Source organism: Teichococcus rhizosphaerae, from assembly GCF_002631185.1.
Taxonomy (GTDB): Bacteria; Pseudomonadota; Alphaproteobacteria; order Acetobacterales; family Acetobacteraceae; genus Pseudoroseomonas; species Pseudoroseomonas rhizosphaerae.
This window is the reverse complement of the sequence record NZ_PDNU01000023.1, coordinates 59,979-76,819: the sequence shown is the minus strand read 5'-3', so window position 1 is coordinate 76,819 and position 16,841 is coordinate 59,979. Positions and strand designations below refer to the sequence as shown.

Sequence of the window (16,841 nt, the reverse complement as noted above, 5' to 3'; positions counted from 1 at the left end):
TTCCCTTTGATGCAGTCCAGGCAACGGAAGTGCACGGCGGGGCGTGCCGGCCCCGCCGCATGGCGGCGTCAGTAGCCGAGGGCGCAGCCATCCTTGCGCGGGTCGGAGCCGCCGACCAGCACGCCGCGCGCATGGTCGATCAGGATCGCCTGGCCGCCGCCATGCGGCTTCTCGATCAGCGCGCAGTCATGGCCCAGGCGGTTCAGCCGGTCGATCACGGAGGCCGGGATGCCGCGCTCCACCTGCACCTTGCCCTGGTAGGGGAACAGGCGCGGCAGATCGAGCGCGGCCTGCACGTCGAGGCCGAACTCGAAGTGGTTGGACAGGAACAGCGTCTGGCCCATCGGCTGGAAGTGTCCGCCCATCACGCCATAGGGCATGATGGCGCGGCCATCCTGCATCACCATGCCGGGGATGATGGTGTGCATCGGCCGCTTGTTGGGCGCGATGCAGTTGGGGTGCCCCTCCTCCAGCCGGAAGCCGAAGCCGCGGTTGTGCAGCATCACGCCGCTCTTCTCGGCCAGGATGCCGGAGCCGAAGCTCTCGAAGAGGGAGTTGATGAAGGAGCAGGCATTGCCGTCGGCGTCGACGACGCAGAGATACACCGTGTCCTTGTGCTTCGGCAGCATCTCGGCCATGCCGGCGGGCGGCAGCTCCGGCATCGCCGCGTCGTCGCGGATCAGCGCGCGCAGCTTGCGGGTGTACTCGTCGCTGGTCAGCCTCGCCACCGGCACCTCGACCTGCGAGGGATCGGCCAGGAAGCCGTCGCGGTCGCGGTAGGCGAGGCGCGCGGCCTCCACATGGCGGTGCAGGCGCTCGGCCGAGAGCGGCCCCTGCTCCGGCGTCTCGCACTGGCCGAGCACGCCCAGCATCTGCAGCACCAGCAGGCCCGAGCCGTTGGGCGGGCACTGGAAGATGTCGAGCCCCTTCCAGCGCGCCTGGATCGGCGTGACGAACTCGGCCACGTCCAGCCCGGCGGCGAAGTCGGCCTCGGTGTGGGTGCCGCCCGCGGCGCGCAGCGTGGCCACCATGTCGGCCGCGATCTCGCCCTCGTAGAAGGCGCGCGCGCCCTTCTCCCCGATGGCGCGCAGCGTGCGGGCCAGCGCCGGCTGGGCGAAGCGGTCGCCGATGGCGTAGGGCTTGCCGTCCTTCAGGAAGTGGCGCGCGGTGGCCTCGTGCTTGCCAAGCTTCGGCGCGGCGTCGGCCCAGTCGGCCGCCACGCGGGCATGCACGGGATGGCCTTCCTCGGCGAACCGGATGGCGGGTGCCAGGATCTGCGCCAGCGGCAGCCTGCCATGCGCCTTGTTCAGCTTCTCCCAGGCGGAGATGGCGCCCGGCACGGTCACCGAATGCACCGAGGTGTTGACCATGGCGGTCAGCCCGTCGGCGCGTAGCTTCTCCGGCGTGGCGCCGGCGGGGGCGCGGCCGGAGCCGTTCATGGCGATCACCTTCCCCGTGCCGGCCGGCGCGTAGAGGCAGAAATTGTCGCCGCCGATGCCGGTCGATTGCGGCTCGATTACGGCCAGCACGGCGCAGGCGGCGATCGCCGCGTCCAGGGCGTTGCCGCCCTGGCGCAGGATGTCGATGGCCGTCAGCGTGGCCGCCGGCATGGAGGTGGCCGCCATGCCATGCGTGGCCAGGACGGGGCTGCGGCCGGGGGCGTGGAAGTCGCGCATGATGGTCCTTCGGAAACAAGCGTCGGTCGGCAGGCGGAGGAGCGGCGGGTGCCCGGGACGGGGGCGCCCGCCTTCGGCGGCGCAGCACTCCCTCGGGCGGGCCCCGGCGGCTCCTCGCGGGGGCAACGACGCTGGCACGGCTGGCGCGCCGCGTAAATCCGGCCACTTCCACCGCCGCCCCCGCTGCGCTATCGGATGAGGATGGAAGCCACCGCGACGATCGAAGATTTCGACCGCCTCGACATCCGTGTCGGCACGGTGGTCGATGCCCAGGTGCTGGAGGGCGCGCGCAAGCCGGCCTTCCGGCTGGAGATCGACCTCGGGCCGGAGATCGGCACCCGCCTCTCCTCGGCGCAGATCACCGTGCACTACAAGCCGGACAAGCTGATCGGCCGGCAGGTCCTTTGCGTGGTGAACTTCCCGCCCCGCCGCATCGCCGGGTTCGAGAGCCAGGTCCTGACCCTGGGCCTGCCGGACGCGGATGGCGCGGTGGTGCTGCTCCGACCCGATTTCGCCGTCCCGAATGGCGGCAGGATGTTCTGAACAATGGCGCCGCGCTACTACACCGTCAGCTGGGACCAGCTTCACCGCGATAGCAAGGCCCTGGCCTGGCGGCTGGTCGAGAAGGGCCCCTGGAAGGGCATCGTCGCCATCACGCGCGGCGGGCTCATCCCCGCCGCCATCGTGGCGCGCGAGCTGGATTGCCGGCTGATCGAGAGCGTCTCCGTCATCACCTATGACGAGGAAGTGCGCGGCGAGCCGCAGGTGGCCAAGCCGCCCGTCGCCGCGGGGGATGGCGATGGCTGGCTGGTGCTGGACGACCTGGTGGACACCGGCACCACGCTGAAGGTGGTGCGCGGCCTGCTGCCCAAGGCCCATTTCGCCACCGTCTATGCCAAGCCCGCCGGCAACCCGCTGGTGGACACCTACATCACCGAGGTGAGCCAGGACACCTGGATCCTGTTCCCCTGGGACACCGAGCCGCAGTTCATCGCCCCTATCGCGCGCTCGGCCGCCTCGAAGTAGCGGCAGCCCGCCCGGCGGGAGCCTTCGCCCCAGCCAGGCCCAACCCGGCCCAGCCAGTGTGGCCGGACCGGGCGCCGCCTCAATAGCCCCGGCCGGGAAGCACGCGGTTGGGCATGGGCTGCCCGGCCCGCGCCGCGCGCAGGTTCTCGAAGAAGATGTCGAGGCTGCGGTCGTTGTAGGTGGCCGGGTCGTCGGACGACATGTGCGGCGTGACGATCAGGCCCGGGGTGCGCCACAGCCGGCTTTCGGCGGGCAGCGGCTCGGGCACCGTCACGTCGGTCACGGCACCGCCGAGATGGCCGCTGTCCAGCAGGTCGCACACCGCCTCCTGGTCCCAGAGCGGGCCGCGGCCGATATTCACCACCTTGGCGCCCTGGGGCAGCAGGGCGAGGCGCCGGCGGTCGATCATGCCCTGGGTCTGCGGCGTCAGGGGGCAGGCCAGCACCAGGAACTCGGCGCGCGGCAGCACGGAATCGATATCGCCCTGCGCCACCACCTCGTCGCACGACTCGTGCGGGGCGGCACTGCTGCGGACGCCGATGACGCGCATGCCGAATTGCCGCGCCCGCGCCGCCACCGCCCCGCCCAGCGAGCCGAGGCCCACCACGCACACCGTGCGCCCCGCCAGCACGGAGGCGAAGCGCGGTGCCCAGCGGCCTTCACGCGCGTCATGGGTGAACCACGGCACATGGTTGGCCAGCATCAGCAGGGCCATGATGCCGAACTCGCCCGCCTTGGCGGCATGGGTGCCACGGTTGTTCAGCAGCGCCACCGAATCCGGCAGCCAGTCGAAGGGGGCGAGGCGGTCCAGCCCGGCGGAGGTGCAGAAGATGGTGCGCAGCCTCGGCGCCACGCCGGGCAGCGCTCCCTTGGCAAAGCGGGCATGCACCACCTTCGTCCAGGTGACGATCGCCTCCGCCTCGGCCATGGCGGCGGCGAAGCCGGCATCGTCGTCGGCGAAGCTCACCCGGAGGTCCGCCATGTCGGGCGCGCGCGAGACGGCCGCCTCCCATTGCTGCGGAGTGATCGGAAAGACGGTCTCGTCGGCGGGATTCTGGACGTGGATGCGCATGGGCGGGAGCGTCGCAGGATGGCGCGCGGCGTCAAGACGCTCCCGCACCGATTGACAGGCTCCCGCGTTGCGCGCCCGATAGACGCCCCCCCCCGCCATGAAGGCCGCCCCATGCGACGCATCCGCCAGCACCGCGCCCCGTCCGCTCACCGCTCCCCTGGCCTCGCCGCCGGCGCGCTGGGCCTTGCCCTGCTCGCCGCGCAGCCGCTGGCGGCGCAGAGCCTGGTCGTCGGCATGCAGGGCGAGCCGGGCACCATGGACCCGCAGTTCAACCTGCTCGGCACCAACACCTCGGCGCTGCGCAACATCTACGACACGCTGCTCTCCCGCGATCCCTCGCTTCAGCTCCGCCCGTCGCTGGCGGAATCCTGGAAGGCGGTGGACGACACCACCTGGGAGTTCCGCCTGCGCGGGGGCGTCACCTTCCATGACGGCAGCCCGCTGACCGCCGAGGATGTGCGCTTCACCATCGAGCGCGTGACGCGGGTGGCCAACAACCCCAACAGCTACGCCACCTACATCCAGGGCATCCGCGAGGTGCAGGTGGTGGATGCGCGCACGGTGCGCTTCCTCACCGAGGGGCCGGTGCCGCTGCTGCCCGTCAATCTCTCCAACATCTTCATCATCTCCTCCGCCAAGGGCGCGCGCGGCACGGGCGAGTTCAACAGCGGCGCGGCCGCCATCGGCACCGGGCCCTACCGCCTCGTTTCCTGGCAGCCGGGGCAGCCATTGGTGCTGGAGCGCAATGCCACCTACCATGGCACCGCGCCCGCCTGGTCGCGCGTCACCTTCCGCCCCATCCCGAGCGACGGCGCGCGCGTCGGCGCCCTGCTGGCGGGCGATGTGGACTTCATCAACGCCGTGCCGCTGCAGGACGTGGCGCGGCTAGAAAAGACCGAGGGCGCGCGGCGGCTGCGCGTGTTCAGCGGCCCCTCGGCCTATGTCTACATGCTGTTCCCCGAGCTGGAGAAGGAGCCGCTGCCTGGCGTGCGGGACGCGCAGGGCCAGCCGCTGGCGCGGAACCCGTGGAAGGACCCCAAGGTGCGCGAGGCCGTCTCCCTCGCCATCAACCGGAACGCCATCGTCGAGCGGCTGATGGAGGGCCGCGCGCGGGCGGCCAATCAGGCGGTGCCGGAAGGCTTCTTCGGCCATTCGGGCAGGATCGCCCCCGCCCGCCACGACCTGGAGCGCGCCCGCGCCCTGCTGCGGGAGGCCGGCTACCCGAACGGCTTCCAGACCAGCCTCGCCTGCCCGAACGACCGCTTCGTCAATGACAGCAAGATCTGCGAGGCGGCGGCGCAGCAATTGCAGCGGGCGGGCATCCGCGTCGATCTCAACGCCATGCCGCGCGCCACCTTCTTCCCCGCCCGCGCGCGGCGCGAATGGCCGCTGCACGCGGCCGGCTGGGGCAGCCTGACGGGCGAGAGCAGCTACTTCCTCACCAGCCAGATCCACAGCCCAAACAGGGAGCTGGGCCTCGGCGCCATCAACTATTCCGGCATCGGCACCCCGGAGCTCGACGCGCTGATCCAGCGCGCCCGCCGCACGCTCGACGAAGGCCAGCGCCGCGCCCTGCTGGAGGAGGTGATGGAGAAGACCATGGCCGACAACCTCGTCATCCCGATCCTCACCTTCGAGGCGGTGTGGGCGGGACGCGCGGACAAGGTGGACTTCACCCCGCGCGCCGACGAGGAGACGCTGGCCATCGAGGTGACGCCCGTGGGCAGCCCGGCGCGCTGATGCCGCTCGCCATCGATCTCGCGGGGCGGCGCGCCCTCGTCACCGGCGCGGGCACGGAGGGCATTGGCCGCGCCGCCGCGCGGCTGCTGGCCGAGGCCGGCGCCCGCGTGGCCATCCACCACCATGCCGAGCCGAAGGCCGCCGCCGCGCTCGCCGCCGAGACGGGCGGCCCCGCCCTGCAGGCGGATCTCGGCGATCCCGTGCAGGCCGCCGCCCTCGCCCACCGCGCCGCCGAGGCGATGGGCGGGCTCGACATCCTGGTGAGCAATGCCGGCGTGCTGCTGCGCAAGCCGCTGGACGAGACGACCGATGCCGAGTTCGCCCGCGTCCATGCCGTCAACCTCGGCGGCCCCTTCGCGCTGGCGCGGGAGGCGGCGGGGGTGATGCGCGCGGCCGGCCAGGGCGGGCGCATCGTCTTCACCTCCTCGGTCAACCAGTGGATGCCCAATCCCGGCCTCGTCGCCTATGGCAGCTCGAAGGGCGGGCTGATGCAGCTCGCCCGGCAGATGGCGCTGGAGCTTGCGGCGGAAGGCATCACCGTGAACCTCGTGGCGCCCGGCACCATCGAGACGGACTTCAACCGCGCCGCGCGGGCCGACCCCGGCTGGCGCCCGGCGAAGCTGGCCCTGATCCCCGCCAACCGCACCGGCACGGCGCAGGACGTGGCGGGCGCCATCCTCTACCTGGCCAGCGACCTCGCCGGCTATGTCACGGGCAGCACCATCACCGTGGATGGCGGCCTTTCGCTGATGGGGATGCGGCCATGAGCGGCGCCTCGCGGGAACCGGTCTGGCAGGCCCACGCCATCCGCTTCGCCAGCGACCCGGCGCGGCGCGCGGCGCAGACCTTCCTGGGCGGCGCGGGTGGCGACGCGCCGACGCCCTTCGCCTACCACGCCTACCTGCTGCGCGGCCCGGAGGGCTGGGTGGCGATGGACACCGGCGCCAGCCCGGAAACCTGCGCCGCCTTCAACAAGCCCACCGACGGCACCCTGCCCGCCGCCATGGCGAGCCTCGGCGTCGATCCCGGCGCGGTGCGGCAGGTGGTGCAGACGCATCTGCACTGGGACCATGCCGGGCAGCCCGGCCTGTTCCCCGCCGCCACCTTCCACATGCAGGCGCGCGAGATGGCCTATGTGAACGGCCCGGCCATGCGCCATGCCGTGCTGCGCGCCGGCTACCGGCCCGAGGACATCGCCGCCCACACCGCGCTGCTGCATGAGGGGCGCCTGGCGCTGCATGACGGCGTGGTGCAGCTCGCTCCCGGCCTGGAGCTGCACCATGCCGGCGGGCACACGGACGGGCTGCAGTTCGTCCGCCTCCACACCGCGCGCGGCTGGATGGTGCTGGCGAGCGACACGGTGGCGCTGCGCGCGCATCTGGAGCGGCGCGTGCCCTTCCCTGCCCTCTACCATGTGGGCGACGCGCTGGCCGCCTTCGAGCGCGTGCTCGCCCTGGCGGATGCGCCTGAACTGGTGGTGCCATCCCACGACCCCGCCGTCAGCGACGGCGCGACTGGTTTCGTGGTTCCCCTTTAACGGACAGAAAGAAGATGGGGGTCCGGGGGAATTCTTTCCCCCGGCCTTCGGAGATGTTCTCGATGAGCCAAGCCGTCGCCGACCACCTGATCGCGCAGAAGGACGCGATCCTTGACCGCCTGATGGCCCTGCTGCGCCTTCCCAGCGTCAGCACCGACCCCGCCTATGCCGAGGGCATGGAGGCCACGCGGGCATTCCTGCTCAACCGCCTGACCGAGCTCGGCCTGGAGAATGTCCGGCTTCTCGACGGCGGCGGCCAGCCGGCGGTGTATGGCGAGTGGCTGGGCGCGCCCGGCAAGCCCACCATCGTCGTCTATGGCCATTATGACGTGCAGCCGCCGGACCCGCTCGGCCTCTGGGTGACGCCGCCCTTCGAGCCCAGCATCCGCGACGGCCGCCTTTATGCGCGCGGCGCCTCGGACGTGAAGGGCTCGACGCTGATCGCGGTGGAGACGATCGGCGCCTTCCTGGCGGTGGAGGGCGGCTGCCCCGTCAACGTGAAGTTCTTCCTGGAGGGCGAGGAGGAAACGGGCAGCCCCAGCATCCGCCGCATCATCGAGACGCACCGGGAGCTGCTGGCCGCCGACGCCGTGCTGTCCGCCGATGGCGGCCGCGCCAGCACCAGCATCCCGACGCTGAACACCGGCTCGCGGGGCCTGTGCAAGCTTGAGGTGACGCTGCGCGCGGCGGGCAAGGACATGCACTCGGGGCGCTATGGCGGCGCCGTGCGCAACGCCATCCACGAGCTGTCCCGCCTCGTCTCCACGCTGCACGACGCGCAGGGCCGCATCCTGGTGCCGGATTTCGACAGCGACGCCACGCCCCTCACCAACCGCGACCGCGCCGATGCCGCCGAGCTCGCCGGCGACGACGGCGCCTTCTTCGCCGGCCCCGCGGCCCTGCCGCATGGCGACCCGCTCTACAGCGTGCGGGAGCGCGTCACGCTGCGGCCCTCGATCGACGTGAACGGCATGTGGGGCGGCTACACCGGCGCCGGCAGCAAGACCGTCATCCCGGCCGAGGCGCATGCCAAGATCACGGCGCGGCTGGTGCCCGGGCAGGACGCGGACCGCGCCCGGCAACGCATCGTCGATCACCTCCGGGCGCATTGCCCGGAGGGGGTGGTGCTGGAATTCAGCCCGCCCGGCGGCAACTCCCCCTCCTCCACCCTGCCGGACGGCCACCCGCTGCTGGTGGCGGCCGAGGCGGTGGTGCGCGAGGCCGCGGGCCGGGCGCCGGCGCGGGCGCGCATTGGCGGCACGCTGCCCATCACCGGCATCTTCCAGGAGATGCTGGGCATCGACACGCTGATGTTCGGCTACGCCATGCCGGACGAGGATGTGCACGCGCCCAACGAGTTCTTCCGCCTGTCCTCGCTGGAGGACGGGCTGCGCGGCTGGCCCGCCCTGCTGTCCCGCCTGGGCGGGCAGGATGCCGCGGCCTTCGCCCCCTGGCGCAAGGCTCCCACCGCTTGACAGGCCGCGCGGGCGCGGCGCATGGTCCAGGCATGACCAAGGCCGCGCCCTCGCTGCGATCCTATTATCCGCTCTCCCCATAGAGAGCGGCCCGGTCGACCCTGCCAGATCGAACCATGCCGCCGCCGGGCGGCATGTGTGTTTCAGGAGCATCCCCTCGGCGTCGGCGCCAGCCCAGCCCGAGGTTTCCATGTCTCCCCTCTCTCGCCCCTCCATCGGCCTGATCGGCCTCGGCGCCTTCGGCGCCTTCGCCCGCCCGCATCTGGAGCGGCTTGGCTCCGTGCTGGGCCATGATCCGGCCCGGCCCGGCGGCGCCACCCTGGCCGAGGCGGCCAGCCAGCCCGTGGTGGTGCTGGCCGTGCCGGTGGCGCGGCTGGCGGAGGTGGCGCGCGCCATCGCGCCGCATCTGCGCCCTGGCGCGCTGGTGGTGGAGGTGTGCTCGCTGAAGCTGCGGCCGCTGGCGGCGCTGCGCGCGGCGCTTCCGGCCCATGTGGAGATCCTCGGCACCCATCCGCTGTTCGGGCCGCAAAGCGGCAAGGACGGCATCGAGGGGCTGCGGGTGGTGGTCTGCCCGGGCGGGGGCGCGCCCTTGCGGCTGGCGGCGCGGATGCTGCGCCGGCTTGGCCTCCAGGTGGTGCGCATGACGCCGGAGGAGCACGACCGGCAGATGGCCTGGGTGCAGGGGCTGACGCATCTGCTGGGACGCGTCGTGGCGGGGCTGGAGATGCCGGCGCTGCCGCACACCACCTCGAGCTTCGATCAGCTGATGCGCGCCACCGCCATGGTCTCGCAGGACTCCGAGGCGCTGTTCCGCACCATCACGGAGGAGAACCCGTTCGTGGAAGAAGTGAAGATGCGACTCAGGGAAAGGATGGAGGAGATCCTCGGCCCGAGCGCCATGCCGCTCGCGGCCTGAGGGTGAGGCACCGGGCAGGAGAAGGAATTCTCCTCCCCGGAGCCCCTCCTCCTCTTCCTTCCGTCAGTTGGCGGTGGCCTTCCTGCGGGCACCGTTGCGCTGGAGCAGGAACTCGCGGCCAAGCTTCACGCGCGCCACGCCGTCATAGGCCACGATGTCGGCCGTGGCGTAGGTCTCGCTCCAGGTGTTGGGGATGAAGCTGCCGGTGCCGACCACGTCGATCGGCGCGCGGGCCTCGTTCATCACCCGGCACTTGGTCACGCCAAAGCCGGAGGAGGCGACGATCCGCACCTTGGGGAAGCCCGCCCCGTCCAGCGCCTCACGGATGCGCCAGATGGCGGCGGCCGAGACGCCCGTGCCCACCAGGTGCCGCAGCTCCGTCTCGGAGCGGTAGCGGCGGATGGCGCCGGGCACATGCCGCTCCAGCACGGCGTAGGACTCCGCCGGGTCCAGCCCCTCCAGGAAGCGGCCGCCATGCGTGTCGAGCCGCACCGCGAGGCGCCCGCTCTCCGCCAGCTCGGGGAAGCGCTGGCAGACGCCGAGGCTGTCCGTCACCTCGCGGCCGAAATAGTCGACCAGCACCGTCAGCGGCTCGTCCGGATAGGTCTCGTGGAACATCTCGGCGGCGCGCACCGTGCTGCGGGCGTAGCCGATCAGGGCGTGCGGCATGGTGCCGTAGCCATGGCTCTTGCCGAACCAGTGGGCCGTGGCGTCGTTGGCGTTGCCGATGAAGCCCTTGGCGCCTTCCCGCTGCGCGGCTGCGCTGCCGACGGACGCGGCATAGGCCATCATCTCCTGCATCTCGGCGCCGGCGCAGTGCCGGGCCTCCATGGCCAGGAAGGCGGCGTTGGGAAGCTCCAGCGCCATCTGGTAGGCGTTGTGCGCCGCCACGCAGGCGGGGCCGAGCTTCTGGAGGTAGAGCGTCTCCAGGTCCGACAGCGCGTGGAAGGAGCCGGTGAGGTAGATCATCGGGTCACCGGCGCCGACCCACTCGCCTTCCTTGTGCATCAGCTCGATCTCGAACGGCGTGCCGCGCGCCGCGGAAACCTGCTCCAGCCAGTCGATCATCAGCCGCGGCGCGGACACCACGGGGCGGCGCATGAACACCGCATAGGTGACCCGCGCATCCCCGAAGCGGCCGACGATCGCCTTGGTCCGGTTGAAATAGGCGTCCGTCTGGCGGGCGATGGCGGTGTCATCCACCATCGCCGGCTTGGCATCTCCGCTCACTGGGCGGCGATCAGGGGCAGCGCCGCGCCTTCCGGGCGGCGGGCCTTCAGCTCCTCCGCCACCAGGAAGGCCAGTTCCAGCGCCTGCTCGGCGTTCAGCCGCGGGTCGCAGAAGGTGGCGTAGTTGGCGGAAAGGTCGGCTTCCGTCAGCCGGTGGGCGCCGCCCACGCATTCGGTGACGTTGCTGCCGGTCATCTCCACATGCACGCCGCCGGGCCAGGTGCCCACCTCCTGGTGCGCGTCGAAGAAGCCGCGCAGCTCGGCCAGGATGGCGTCGAAGGAGCGGGTCTTGTAGCTGCCGGCGGTGTGGGTGTTGCCGTGCATCGGGTCGCACAGCCACACCACCTCGCGCCCCGCCTTCTGCACGGCGCGCAGCAGCGGCGGCAGCGCCGAAGCCACCTTCTGGGCGCCCATGCGGCTGATCAGCGTCAGGCGGCCGGGGATGTTGTCGGGGTTGAGCAGCTCGCACAGCCGCACCAGCTCGTCGGCGTCGGTGGTGGGGCCGACCTTGAGGCCGAGCGGGTTCTTCACCCCGCGCAGGAACTCCACATGCGCGCCATCCGGCTGCCGCGTGCGGTCGCCGATCCAGAGGAAATGGGCGGAGCAGGCATACCAGTCGCCCGTGGTGGAATCGACGCGGGTCAGCGCCTCCTCATAGGGCAGCAGCAGCGCCTCGTGGCTGGTGTAGAACTCCGTCTCGCGCATCTGCGGCGCCGAGGCCACGCCGCAGGCGGCCATGAAGCGCAGCGTCTCGTCGATGCGGTTGGCCAGGTCCTGGTAGCGGTCCGCCAGCGGCGAGCGGGCGACGAAGCCGAGGTTCCAGCGATGCACCTCGTGCAGGTCGGCATAGCCGCCGGTGGCGAAGGCGCGCAGCAGGTTCAGCGTGCCGGCGGACTGCATGTAGGCGAATTCCATCCGCGACGGGTCGGGGATGCGCGCCTCGGCGGTGAATTCGGGACCGTTGATGATGTCGCCCCGGTAGGAGGGCAGCGTCACGCCGTCCTGCGTCTCGGTGTCCGAGGAGCGGGGCTTGGCAAACTGGCCGGCCATGCGGCCGAGCTTCACCACCGGCAGCGAGGCGCCGAAGGTCAGCACCGCCGCCATCTGCAGCAGCACCCGGAAGGTGTCGCGGATCGGGTTGGCCTTGAAGTCGGCGAAGCTCTCGGCGCAGTCGCCGCCCTGCAGCACGAAGGCCCGGCCCTGCCCGGCGAGGGCCAGGGCCTGCTGCAGCCTGCGGGCCTCGCCTGCAAAAACCAGCGGGGGAAAGCTCGCGAGCCTGGCTTCCATGTTGTTCAGCCTGGCCTGATCCGGATATTCCGGAACCTGCCGGATCGGCATTTCCCGCCAGCTTCCGGGCTGCCACCCGCGCACCGTCATGACACTCAGCGTCCTCAGACTATTTCTTGGCCCGCCAGGATAGACCGAGCGCGCCGCCCAGTGCTACGCCCGAAGCATCCCCAGGGCGCATGAAAGCCGCGACCCAGGCCGGACGCAAGGGCATGGCACCCCAACCGGAGCGCGCCCGCCCGCCCCCCTCAGCGCAGCAGGGGAAGGATGCTGGCGGCCAGCAGCAGGCCCATCACCAGGTTGAAGATCCGCCACGCCCGCGCGGTGCGCAGCGCCCGGCCAGCGCCGGCGCCGAGCGCCGCCCACACCCCCAGGGCCGGCATCGAGACCAGCCCGAACACCGCCGCGATGCGGATGCCGCTCCCCAGCAGGCCCTCGCCCGGCGCCGAGAAGGCGGCAATGGCGGCGAGCCCCACCAGCCAGGCCTTGGGATTGACCCACTGGAAGGCGGCGGCGCCCCAGAAGCCCATCACCCGGGCCGAGGGGCCGGTTTCGGGCGGCGGCGCCGTGGCGACGCGGAAGGCCAGCCAGAGCAGCCACCCCGCCCCCACCCAGCGCAGCACCGCCTGGGCCGCCGGGCTGGCGGCCAGCGGCGCCGCGAGCCCCAGCGCCGCCACCAGCAGCAGGACGGCGAAGCCCAGCGAAATGCCGAACATGGCGGGAAGCGGCGCCCATGCGCCCCCGCGCGCCGCCATGGCCGCCACCATCAACGTGTTCGGCCCCGGCGTGACGGAGGCGGCGATGGCGAAGCCCAACAGGGGAAGCAACGTTTCCATGACCGCAACTAAACCCCTCCCGCGAATTAGGTCAATATTGCTGACTCAACAGGGGCGCCTGCCCCGGGCCTTCGTTCCGGTTGGCTTGTGGATGGGGCTTCCCTTACAAACCATCACAAGAAAATCCCGGAGGAACGAGCCCATGCCTTTCCACCGACGCGCCGCCCTGCTCGGCATCGCCGCGCTTTCCTTCGGCGCCTCCCTCCGTGCCCCCCGCGCCCAGCCGGCCGGGGCCTCGTTGCAGGGCGGGGAACGCGTGGCCCTGGTGGGCGCACGCTATTTCGACGGCACCGCCCTGCGCGGCCCGGCGACGCTGCTCCTGGCCGGGGACAAGATCCACGCCATCCAGCCGGACGGCACCGCGACGCTGCCCGAGGGTACGCGGCGGGTCGACCTCGATGGGCAGGTGGTGCTGCCGGGGCTGATCGCCGGGCACAGCCATATCGGCCATGTGGTGGGCACCGAGGCGGGTCGGCACCTCTTCACGCGGGAAGGGGTGGAGGCGCAGCTGCAGCGCTACCTGTCCTTCGGCCTCACCACCGTCGTCGCGCTCGGCATGGGCCCGCCGCCCTTCCACGCGCTGCGGCGGGAAAGCCAGGAAGGCCGGCTCCGCGGCGCCACGCTCTATGGCGCGGGGCCCGGCCTCAGCCTGCCCGGCGGCGCCCCGCCCCCCGCCCTGATGAAGCTGGACGAGGACCAGGTGATGCGCGCCAGCGACCCGGCCGGCGCCCGCGCCGCGGTGGACCGCATGGCCGGGCTGGGCGTGGACGCGGTGAAGCTCTGGATCGAGGATGCCGGCGGCCAGTTGCCGATGATGCCGCCCGAGATGGTGCGCGCGACGGTGGAGGCGGCGCACCGGCACAACCTGCCGGTGGTGGCGCATATCCACGACGTGAAGCACGCCCACATCGCCGTCGGTGCGGGGGTGGACATCCTCGGCCACGGCATCCGCAACGCCGAGGCGGATGCGGCGCTGGTGCAGGCCATGCGGCAGGCCAACACCGGCTACATCCCGACCATCCAGATCGACGAGGCGGAATACCTCTATCTCGAGCGGCCGGAGCTGGCCCAGGACCCGTTCTTCCGCGCCGCCACCACGGAGGAGCTGCGGGCGCGGATGGGCGAGGAACCCTGGAAGGCGGCGCAGCGCGCCAAGGCGGACCGGCACCGCGCCTCCGTGCGGATGAACCAGCGCAACCTGATGATCCTGCGCGAGGCCGGCATCCGCATCGGCTTCGGCACCGATTCCGGCGGCACGCCGCTGCGCCTGCCGGGCTTCGCCGAGCATCGCGAGCTGTCGCTGATGGTGGAGGCCGGCCTGCCACCGGCCGAGGCGCTGCGCATCGCCACCGAGGGCACGGCGACGCTGTTTGGCATGGAAGGACGCGGCGTGCTGCGCGAGGGCGCGCGGGCCGACCTCGTGGTGCTCTCGGCCGACCCGCTGGCCGATATCGGCAACAGCCGGCGCATCGCCGCGGTGTGGCAGGCGGGGCGGCAGGTCTCCACCGGCCCCGCCTGACGGGGAACAGCGCGGGGAGGGGCCGCCCCTCCCCGCCCGCCTCAGCGGTTGCGGGTGACGAGGCGGCCCGGCTTCTCGCCCGTTTCGCGGCCCTTGGCGAAGGTGGCCACGCCATTGGCCCACACCTCCTCGATGCCGACGCTCATCTGCACCGGATTCTCGAAGGTGGCGTTGTCCATCACCGTGTTCGGGTCGAACAGCACGAGGTCGGCATAGGCGCCCTCGCGCAGCACGCCGCGATCGACCATGCCGAACACCTGCGCCGCGCGGCCGGTCATCTTGTGGATGGCGGTCTCCATGTCGAACAGGCCGAGCTGGCGGGTGTAGAAGCCCAGCACGCGCGGGAAGGTGCCCCACAGGCGCGGATGCGGCTTCTCGTCATGCGGCAGCCCGTCCGAGCCGATCATGGAAAGGGGGTGGCGCATGATGCGGCGCACATCCTCCTCATCCATCTGGAAGGTGACGGCGCCGGCCGGCGTCAGCCGCTCGGCGGCGGCGCGCAGGTCGGTGTTCCAGCCGCGCGCGATCTCCGAGAGGTCCTTGCCCGCCATCTCCGGATAGGGGACGGACCAGGTGATGATGGTGCGGAGATCATCCCGCACCCGGTCCGGCATCAGCACGGTGGAGCCGGCCGGATAGGGATACATGTCGAAGGCCACCTCCTGCATCGAGGCGGCGGCCTGGATCAGCGCGAGCGTCTGCACCGAGCGGCCATAGTTCTCCGGCATCGAGCATTTGTGGTGGCTGATATGGGCCGGCACGCCGAGGCGGCGGGCGATCTTCAGCGTTTCCTCGATCGAGGCGCAGACCTTGTCCGCCTCGTCGCGCATGTGGGTGACGTAGAGGCCGCCCGTGCTCCGCATCGCCTCGCCCACCGCGATCACCTCCTCGGTGGAGGCCTGGGCGTTGGGCGCGTAGTAGAGGCCGGTGGAGAAGCCGGAGCCGCCCTCGGCCAGCGCCTGCTTCAGCCGCGTCTGCATGCGCAGGATCTCGGCGTCGGTCGCCGCACGGTAGGGGTCGCCGCCCATGGCCTCCACGCGCAGCGTCTGGTGGCCGATCAGGGCGTAGGTGTTCACCTCGCTGCCCTTGGCCTTCAGCGCGTGGGCGTAGTCGCCGAAGCTGTCGAAGGTCCACCACTGCTCGTCGCCCAGCAGGTCGAGCGGCGCGGGCGGGCGCTTGGCGGTGTGGCGCATGGGCGAGAGGCTGATGCCGCAATTGCCCACCACCACGGTGGTGACGCCCTGGCTGATCTTGCAAAGCGTGCATTGCGGGCCGCACAGCACGGCGCGGTCGTCATGGGTGTGCGCGTCGATGAAGCCCGGCGCGATGGCCTTGCCGGTGCCGATCACCTCGCGGTCGGCGCTCATGCCCCCGAGGTCGCCCACGCCCACGATGCGGTCGCCGGAGACGCCCACATCCCCCACCCGGCGCGGCCCGCCGGTGCCGTCGAAGATGGTCGCGTCTCGGATGATGAGGTCGCAGCGGAGCGCCATGGCGAAACAGATCCTCTTGGCAGGCGGCGGGGCGGTCGATCATGCCTCCGTCCGGCGCGCTGATCCAGGCCCGGGCCGTGCGGCGGGCGGCTTTTTCCCCTTCGCTCTTGCGCCATGGCCGCGGCGGCCCCAAGACGCCCCGCACAATGTGAGGGGCCGGCGATGGCGGAGGACAGGCTGTTCGTGCAATCCCTGCAGAAGGGACTGGCGCTGCTGGAGGCCTTCTCCCGGCAGCCGGGCGAGCTGAGCCTGAACGAGCTGGCCGCCATCTCGGGCATCGACCGCAGCTCCGCCCAGCGCATGGCGCACACCCTGCTCAAGCTCGGCTACCTGGAGCGCGGGCACAATGGCCGGGGCTACACGCCGGGCCGCAAGATCCTCGACCGCAGCTTCGACTTCCTGCGCAGCCGCCCGCTGGTGGAGCGCGCCACGCCGGTGGTGATCGACCTGCAGCGCAGCACCGGGGAGCGCGTCGATCTCAGCCTGTTCGACGGCACCAGCATCGTCTACGCGCTGCGCCGGCAGACCAAGCGGGAAACCTTCTTCGCCACGCTGGTGGGCCGCCGCCTGCCCAGCTTCAGCGCCGCCGGCGGCCGCGCCTGCCTGGCGCACCTCCCGCGTGATGAGGTCGCCGCGCTGCTCGACCGCGCCGAGCTGCGCCCCGTCACGCCCAAGACGCTGCTCGACCCGGACGCCATCCTGGCCCGCATCGAGCTGGCGCGGCGCGAGGGCTACTGCCTGGCGCAGGAGGAGATGCTGATCGGCGAGGTGGTGATCGGCGCCGCCATCCTCGACCAGCAGGGGCGGCCGGTGGGGGCGATCCATGTGGCCGGCTCGCTGGCCGAATGGCCGGCCGCGCGTTTCGCCGCGCGCTTCGCGCCGCTGGCGCTGGAGGCGGCACGGGCGCTGAGCGGCGGCAGCGGCCGCTGAGGGCGCAGTCCGGCTGGACGGGGCGGCAATCGCACACCGATACCGCCTTGTCCATCCAGGGTTTTGCCCGGATTGCGCGGCGGGCATCGGGCTTCTAGCCTCGCG

General features: G+C 71.9%; 15 protein-coding genes. 9 read left to right on the top strand and 6 right to left on the bottom strand.

All coding sequences use genetic code 11. The features are described from left to right. Positions 1–68: 68 nt before the first annotated feature. Positions 69–1,676 (bottom strand): gamma-glutamyltransferase, encoded by a 1,608-nt coding sequence (gene ggt, locus CR162_RS12940; protein WP_099095947.1) that lies wholly within the window; start codon positions 1,674–1,676, stop codon positions 69–71. 201 nt (positions 1,677–1,877) lie between these two features. On the opposite strand from ggt, the gene CR162_RS12935 reads away from it, so the two are divergent. Together CR162_RS12935 and gpt are read left to right on the top strand one after the other, a co-directional pair. After that, positions 1,878–2,219 carry a tRNA-binding protein gene (locus CR162_RS12935; RefSeq protein ID WP_099095946.1) on the top strand — a complete coding sequence of 114 codons (342 nt, stop codon included), beginning with the start codon at positions 1,878–1,880 and terminating at the stop codon, positions 2,217–2,219. A gap of 3 nt (positions 2,220–2,222) precedes the next feature. Then, a complete protein-coding gene (gene gpt, locus CR162_RS12930; protein WP_099095945.1) occupies positions 2,223–2,702 on the top strand; it encodes a xanthine phosphoribosyltransferase in 480 nt (159 codons plus the stop codon). 79 nt (positions 2,703–2,781) lie between these two features. Here gpt and CR162_RS12925 read toward each other — a convergent pair whose 3' ends face one another. Continuing rightward, entirely contained in the window at positions 2,782–3,774 is a 993-nt protein-coding gene (locus CR162_RS12925) for a D-2-hydroxyacid dehydrogenase (protein WP_099095944.1), read from the bottom strand. A gap of 111 nt (positions 3,775–3,885) precedes the next feature. Here CR162_RS12925 and CR162_RS12920 point away from each other — a divergent pair, with 111 nt between their 5' ends. From CR162_RS12920 to CR162_RS12900, 5 genes are all read left to right on the top strand, one after another. Then, the gene (locus tag CR162_RS12920) at positions 3,886–5,514 is read left to right on the top strand and encodes an ABC transporter substrate-binding protein (protein ID WP_141563149.1); all 1,629 of its coding nucleotides are present in this window, start codon (positions 3,886–3,888) and stop codon (positions 5,512–5,514) included. Further along, positions 5,514–6,281 (top strand): SDR family NAD(P)-dependent oxidoreductase, encoded by a 768-nt coding sequence (locus tag CR162_RS12915; RefSeq protein WP_176559834.1) that lies wholly within the window; start codon positions 5,514–5,516, stop codon positions 6,279–6,281. The genes CR162_RS12920 and CR162_RS12915 overlap by 1 nt, the downstream gene beginning before the upstream one ends. Then, positions 6,278–7,051 (top strand): N-acyl homoserine lactonase family protein, encoded by a 774-nt coding sequence (locus CR162_RS12910; protein WP_099095941.1) that lies wholly within the window; start codon positions 6,278–6,280, stop codon positions 7,049–7,051. Before CR162_RS12915 ends, CR162_RS12910 begins: the two co-directional genes overlap by 4 nt. Before the next feature lie 62 nt (positions 7,052–7,113). Next, positions 7,114–8,526 carry a dipeptidase gene (locus CR162_RS12905; RefSeq protein ID WP_099095962.1) on the top strand — a complete coding sequence of 471 codons (1,413 nt, stop codon included), beginning with the start codon at positions 7,114–7,116 and terminating at the stop codon, positions 8,524–8,526. Positions 8,527–8,716: 190 nt separating this feature from the next. Beyond that, positions 8,717–9,442: a prephenate dehydrogenase/arogenate dehydrogenase family protein gene (locus CR162_RS12900; RefSeq protein ID WP_099095940.1), complete on the top strand. Its 726-nt coding sequence runs from the start codon at positions 8,717–8,719 to the stop codon at positions 9,440–9,442. 63 nt (positions 9,443–9,505) lie between these two features. Here CR162_RS12900 and CR162_RS12895 read toward each other — a convergent pair whose 3' ends face one another. The 3 genes from CR162_RS12895 to CR162_RS12885 form a co-directional block, all read right to left on the bottom strand. Continuing rightward, positions 9,506–10,648, bottom strand: coding sequence for a beta/alpha barrel domain-containing protein (locus CR162_RS12895; RefSeq protein WP_099095939.1), 1,143 nt, complete (start codon positions 10,646–10,648; stop codon positions 9,506–9,508). A 20-nt stretch (positions 10,649–10,668) separates the two neighbouring features. After that, complete coding sequence (locus CR162_RS12890; RefSeq protein ID WP_099095938.1) at positions 10,669–12,048, bottom strand: class II 3-deoxy-7-phosphoheptulonate synthase; 1,380 nt, start codon at positions 12,046–12,048, stop codon at positions 10,669–10,671. A gap of 158 nt (positions 12,049–12,206) precedes the next feature. Further along, a complete protein-coding gene (locus CR162_RS12885; RefSeq protein WP_099095937.1) occupies positions 12,207–12,794 on the bottom strand; it encodes a LysE family translocator in 588 nt (195 codons plus the stop codon). 142 nt (positions 12,795–12,936) lie between these two features. On the opposite strand from CR162_RS12885, the gene CR162_RS12880 reads away from it, so the two are divergent. Then, positions 12,937–14,313 carry an amidohydrolase family protein gene (locus tag CR162_RS12880; RefSeq protein WP_176559833.1) on the top strand — a complete coding sequence of 459 codons (1,377 nt, stop codon included), beginning with the start codon at positions 12,937–12,939 and terminating at the stop codon, positions 14,311–14,313. Between the two features lie 41 nt (positions 14,314–14,354). On the opposite strand, the gene CR162_RS12875 is transcribed toward CR162_RS12880, so the two are convergent. After that, positions 14,355–15,806 carry an N-acyl-D-amino-acid deacylase family protein gene (locus CR162_RS12875; protein WP_099095935.1) on the bottom strand — a complete coding sequence of 484 codons (1,452 nt, stop codon included), beginning with the start codon at positions 15,804–15,806 and terminating at the stop codon, positions 14,355–14,357. Between the two features lie 162 nt (positions 15,807–15,968). Here CR162_RS12875 and CR162_RS12870 point away from each other — a divergent pair, with 162 nt between their 5' ends. Beyond that, on the top strand, positions 15,969–16,736 hold the full coding sequence (locus tag CR162_RS12870) for an IclR family transcriptional regulator (RefSeq protein ID WP_099095934.1): 768 nt from the start codon (positions 15,969–15,971) through the stop codon (positions 16,734–16,736). Positions 16,737–16,841 lie beyond the last annotated feature (105 nt).

Coding starts and splice junctions, on each gene's coding strand:
- CR162_RS12910 (WP_099095941.1), top strand. CDS start 6,278: ATGAGCGGCGCCTCGCGGGAACCGGTCTGGCAGGCCCACGCCATCCGC.
- CR162_RS12905 (WP_099095962.1), top strand. CDS start 7,114: ATGAGCCAAGCCGTCGCCGACCACCTGATCGCGCAGAAGGACGCGATC.
- CR162_RS12920 (WP_141563149.1), top strand. CDS start 3,886: ATGCGACGCATCCGCCAGCACCGCGCCCCGTCCGCTCACCGCTCCCCT.
- CR162_RS12895 (WP_099095939.1), bottom strand. CDS start 10,648: ATGGTGGATGACACCGCCATCGCCCGCCAGACGGACGCCTATTTCAAC.
- CR162_RS12885 (WP_099095937.1), bottom strand. CDS start 12,794: ATGGAAACGTTGCTTCCCCTGTTGGGCTTCGCCATCGCCGCCTCCGTC.
- CR162_RS12925 (WP_099095944.1), bottom strand. CDS start 3,774: ATGCGCATCCACGTCCAGAATCCCGCCGACGAGACCGTCTTTCCGATC.
- CR162_RS12890 (WP_099095938.1), bottom strand. CDS start 12,048: ATGACGGTGCGCGGGTGGCAGCCCGGAAGCTGGCGGGAAATGCCGATC.
- CR162_RS12915 (WP_176559834.1), top strand. CDS start 5,514: ATGCCGCTCGCCATCGATCTCGCGGGGCGGCGCGCCCTCGTCACCGGC.
- gpt (WP_099095945.1), top strand. CDS start 2,223: ATGGCGCCGCGCTACTACACCGTCAGCTGGGACCAGCTTCACCGCGAT.
- CR162_RS12935 (WP_099095946.1), top strand. CDS start 1,878: ATGGAAGCCACCGCGACGATCGAAGATTTCGACCGCCTCGACATCCGT.
- CR162_RS12900 (WP_099095940.1), top strand. CDS start 8,717: ATGTCTCCCCTCTCTCGCCCCTCCATCGGCCTGATCGGCCTCGGCGCC.
- CR162_RS12875 (WP_099095935.1), bottom strand. CDS start 15,806: ATGGCGCTCCGCTGCGACCTCATCATCCGAGACGCGACCATCTTCGAC.
- CR162_RS12870 (WP_099095934.1), top strand. CDS start 15,969: ATGGCGGAGGACAGGCTGTTCGTGCAATCCCTGCAGAAGGGACTGGCG.
- CR162_RS12880 (WP_176559833.1), top strand. CDS start 12,937: ATGCCTTTCCACCGACGCGCCGCCCTGCTCGGCATCGCCGCGCTTTCC.
- ggt (WP_099095947.1), bottom strand. CDS start 1,676: ATGCGCGACTTCCACGCCCCCGGCCGCAGCCCCGTCCTGGCCACGCAT.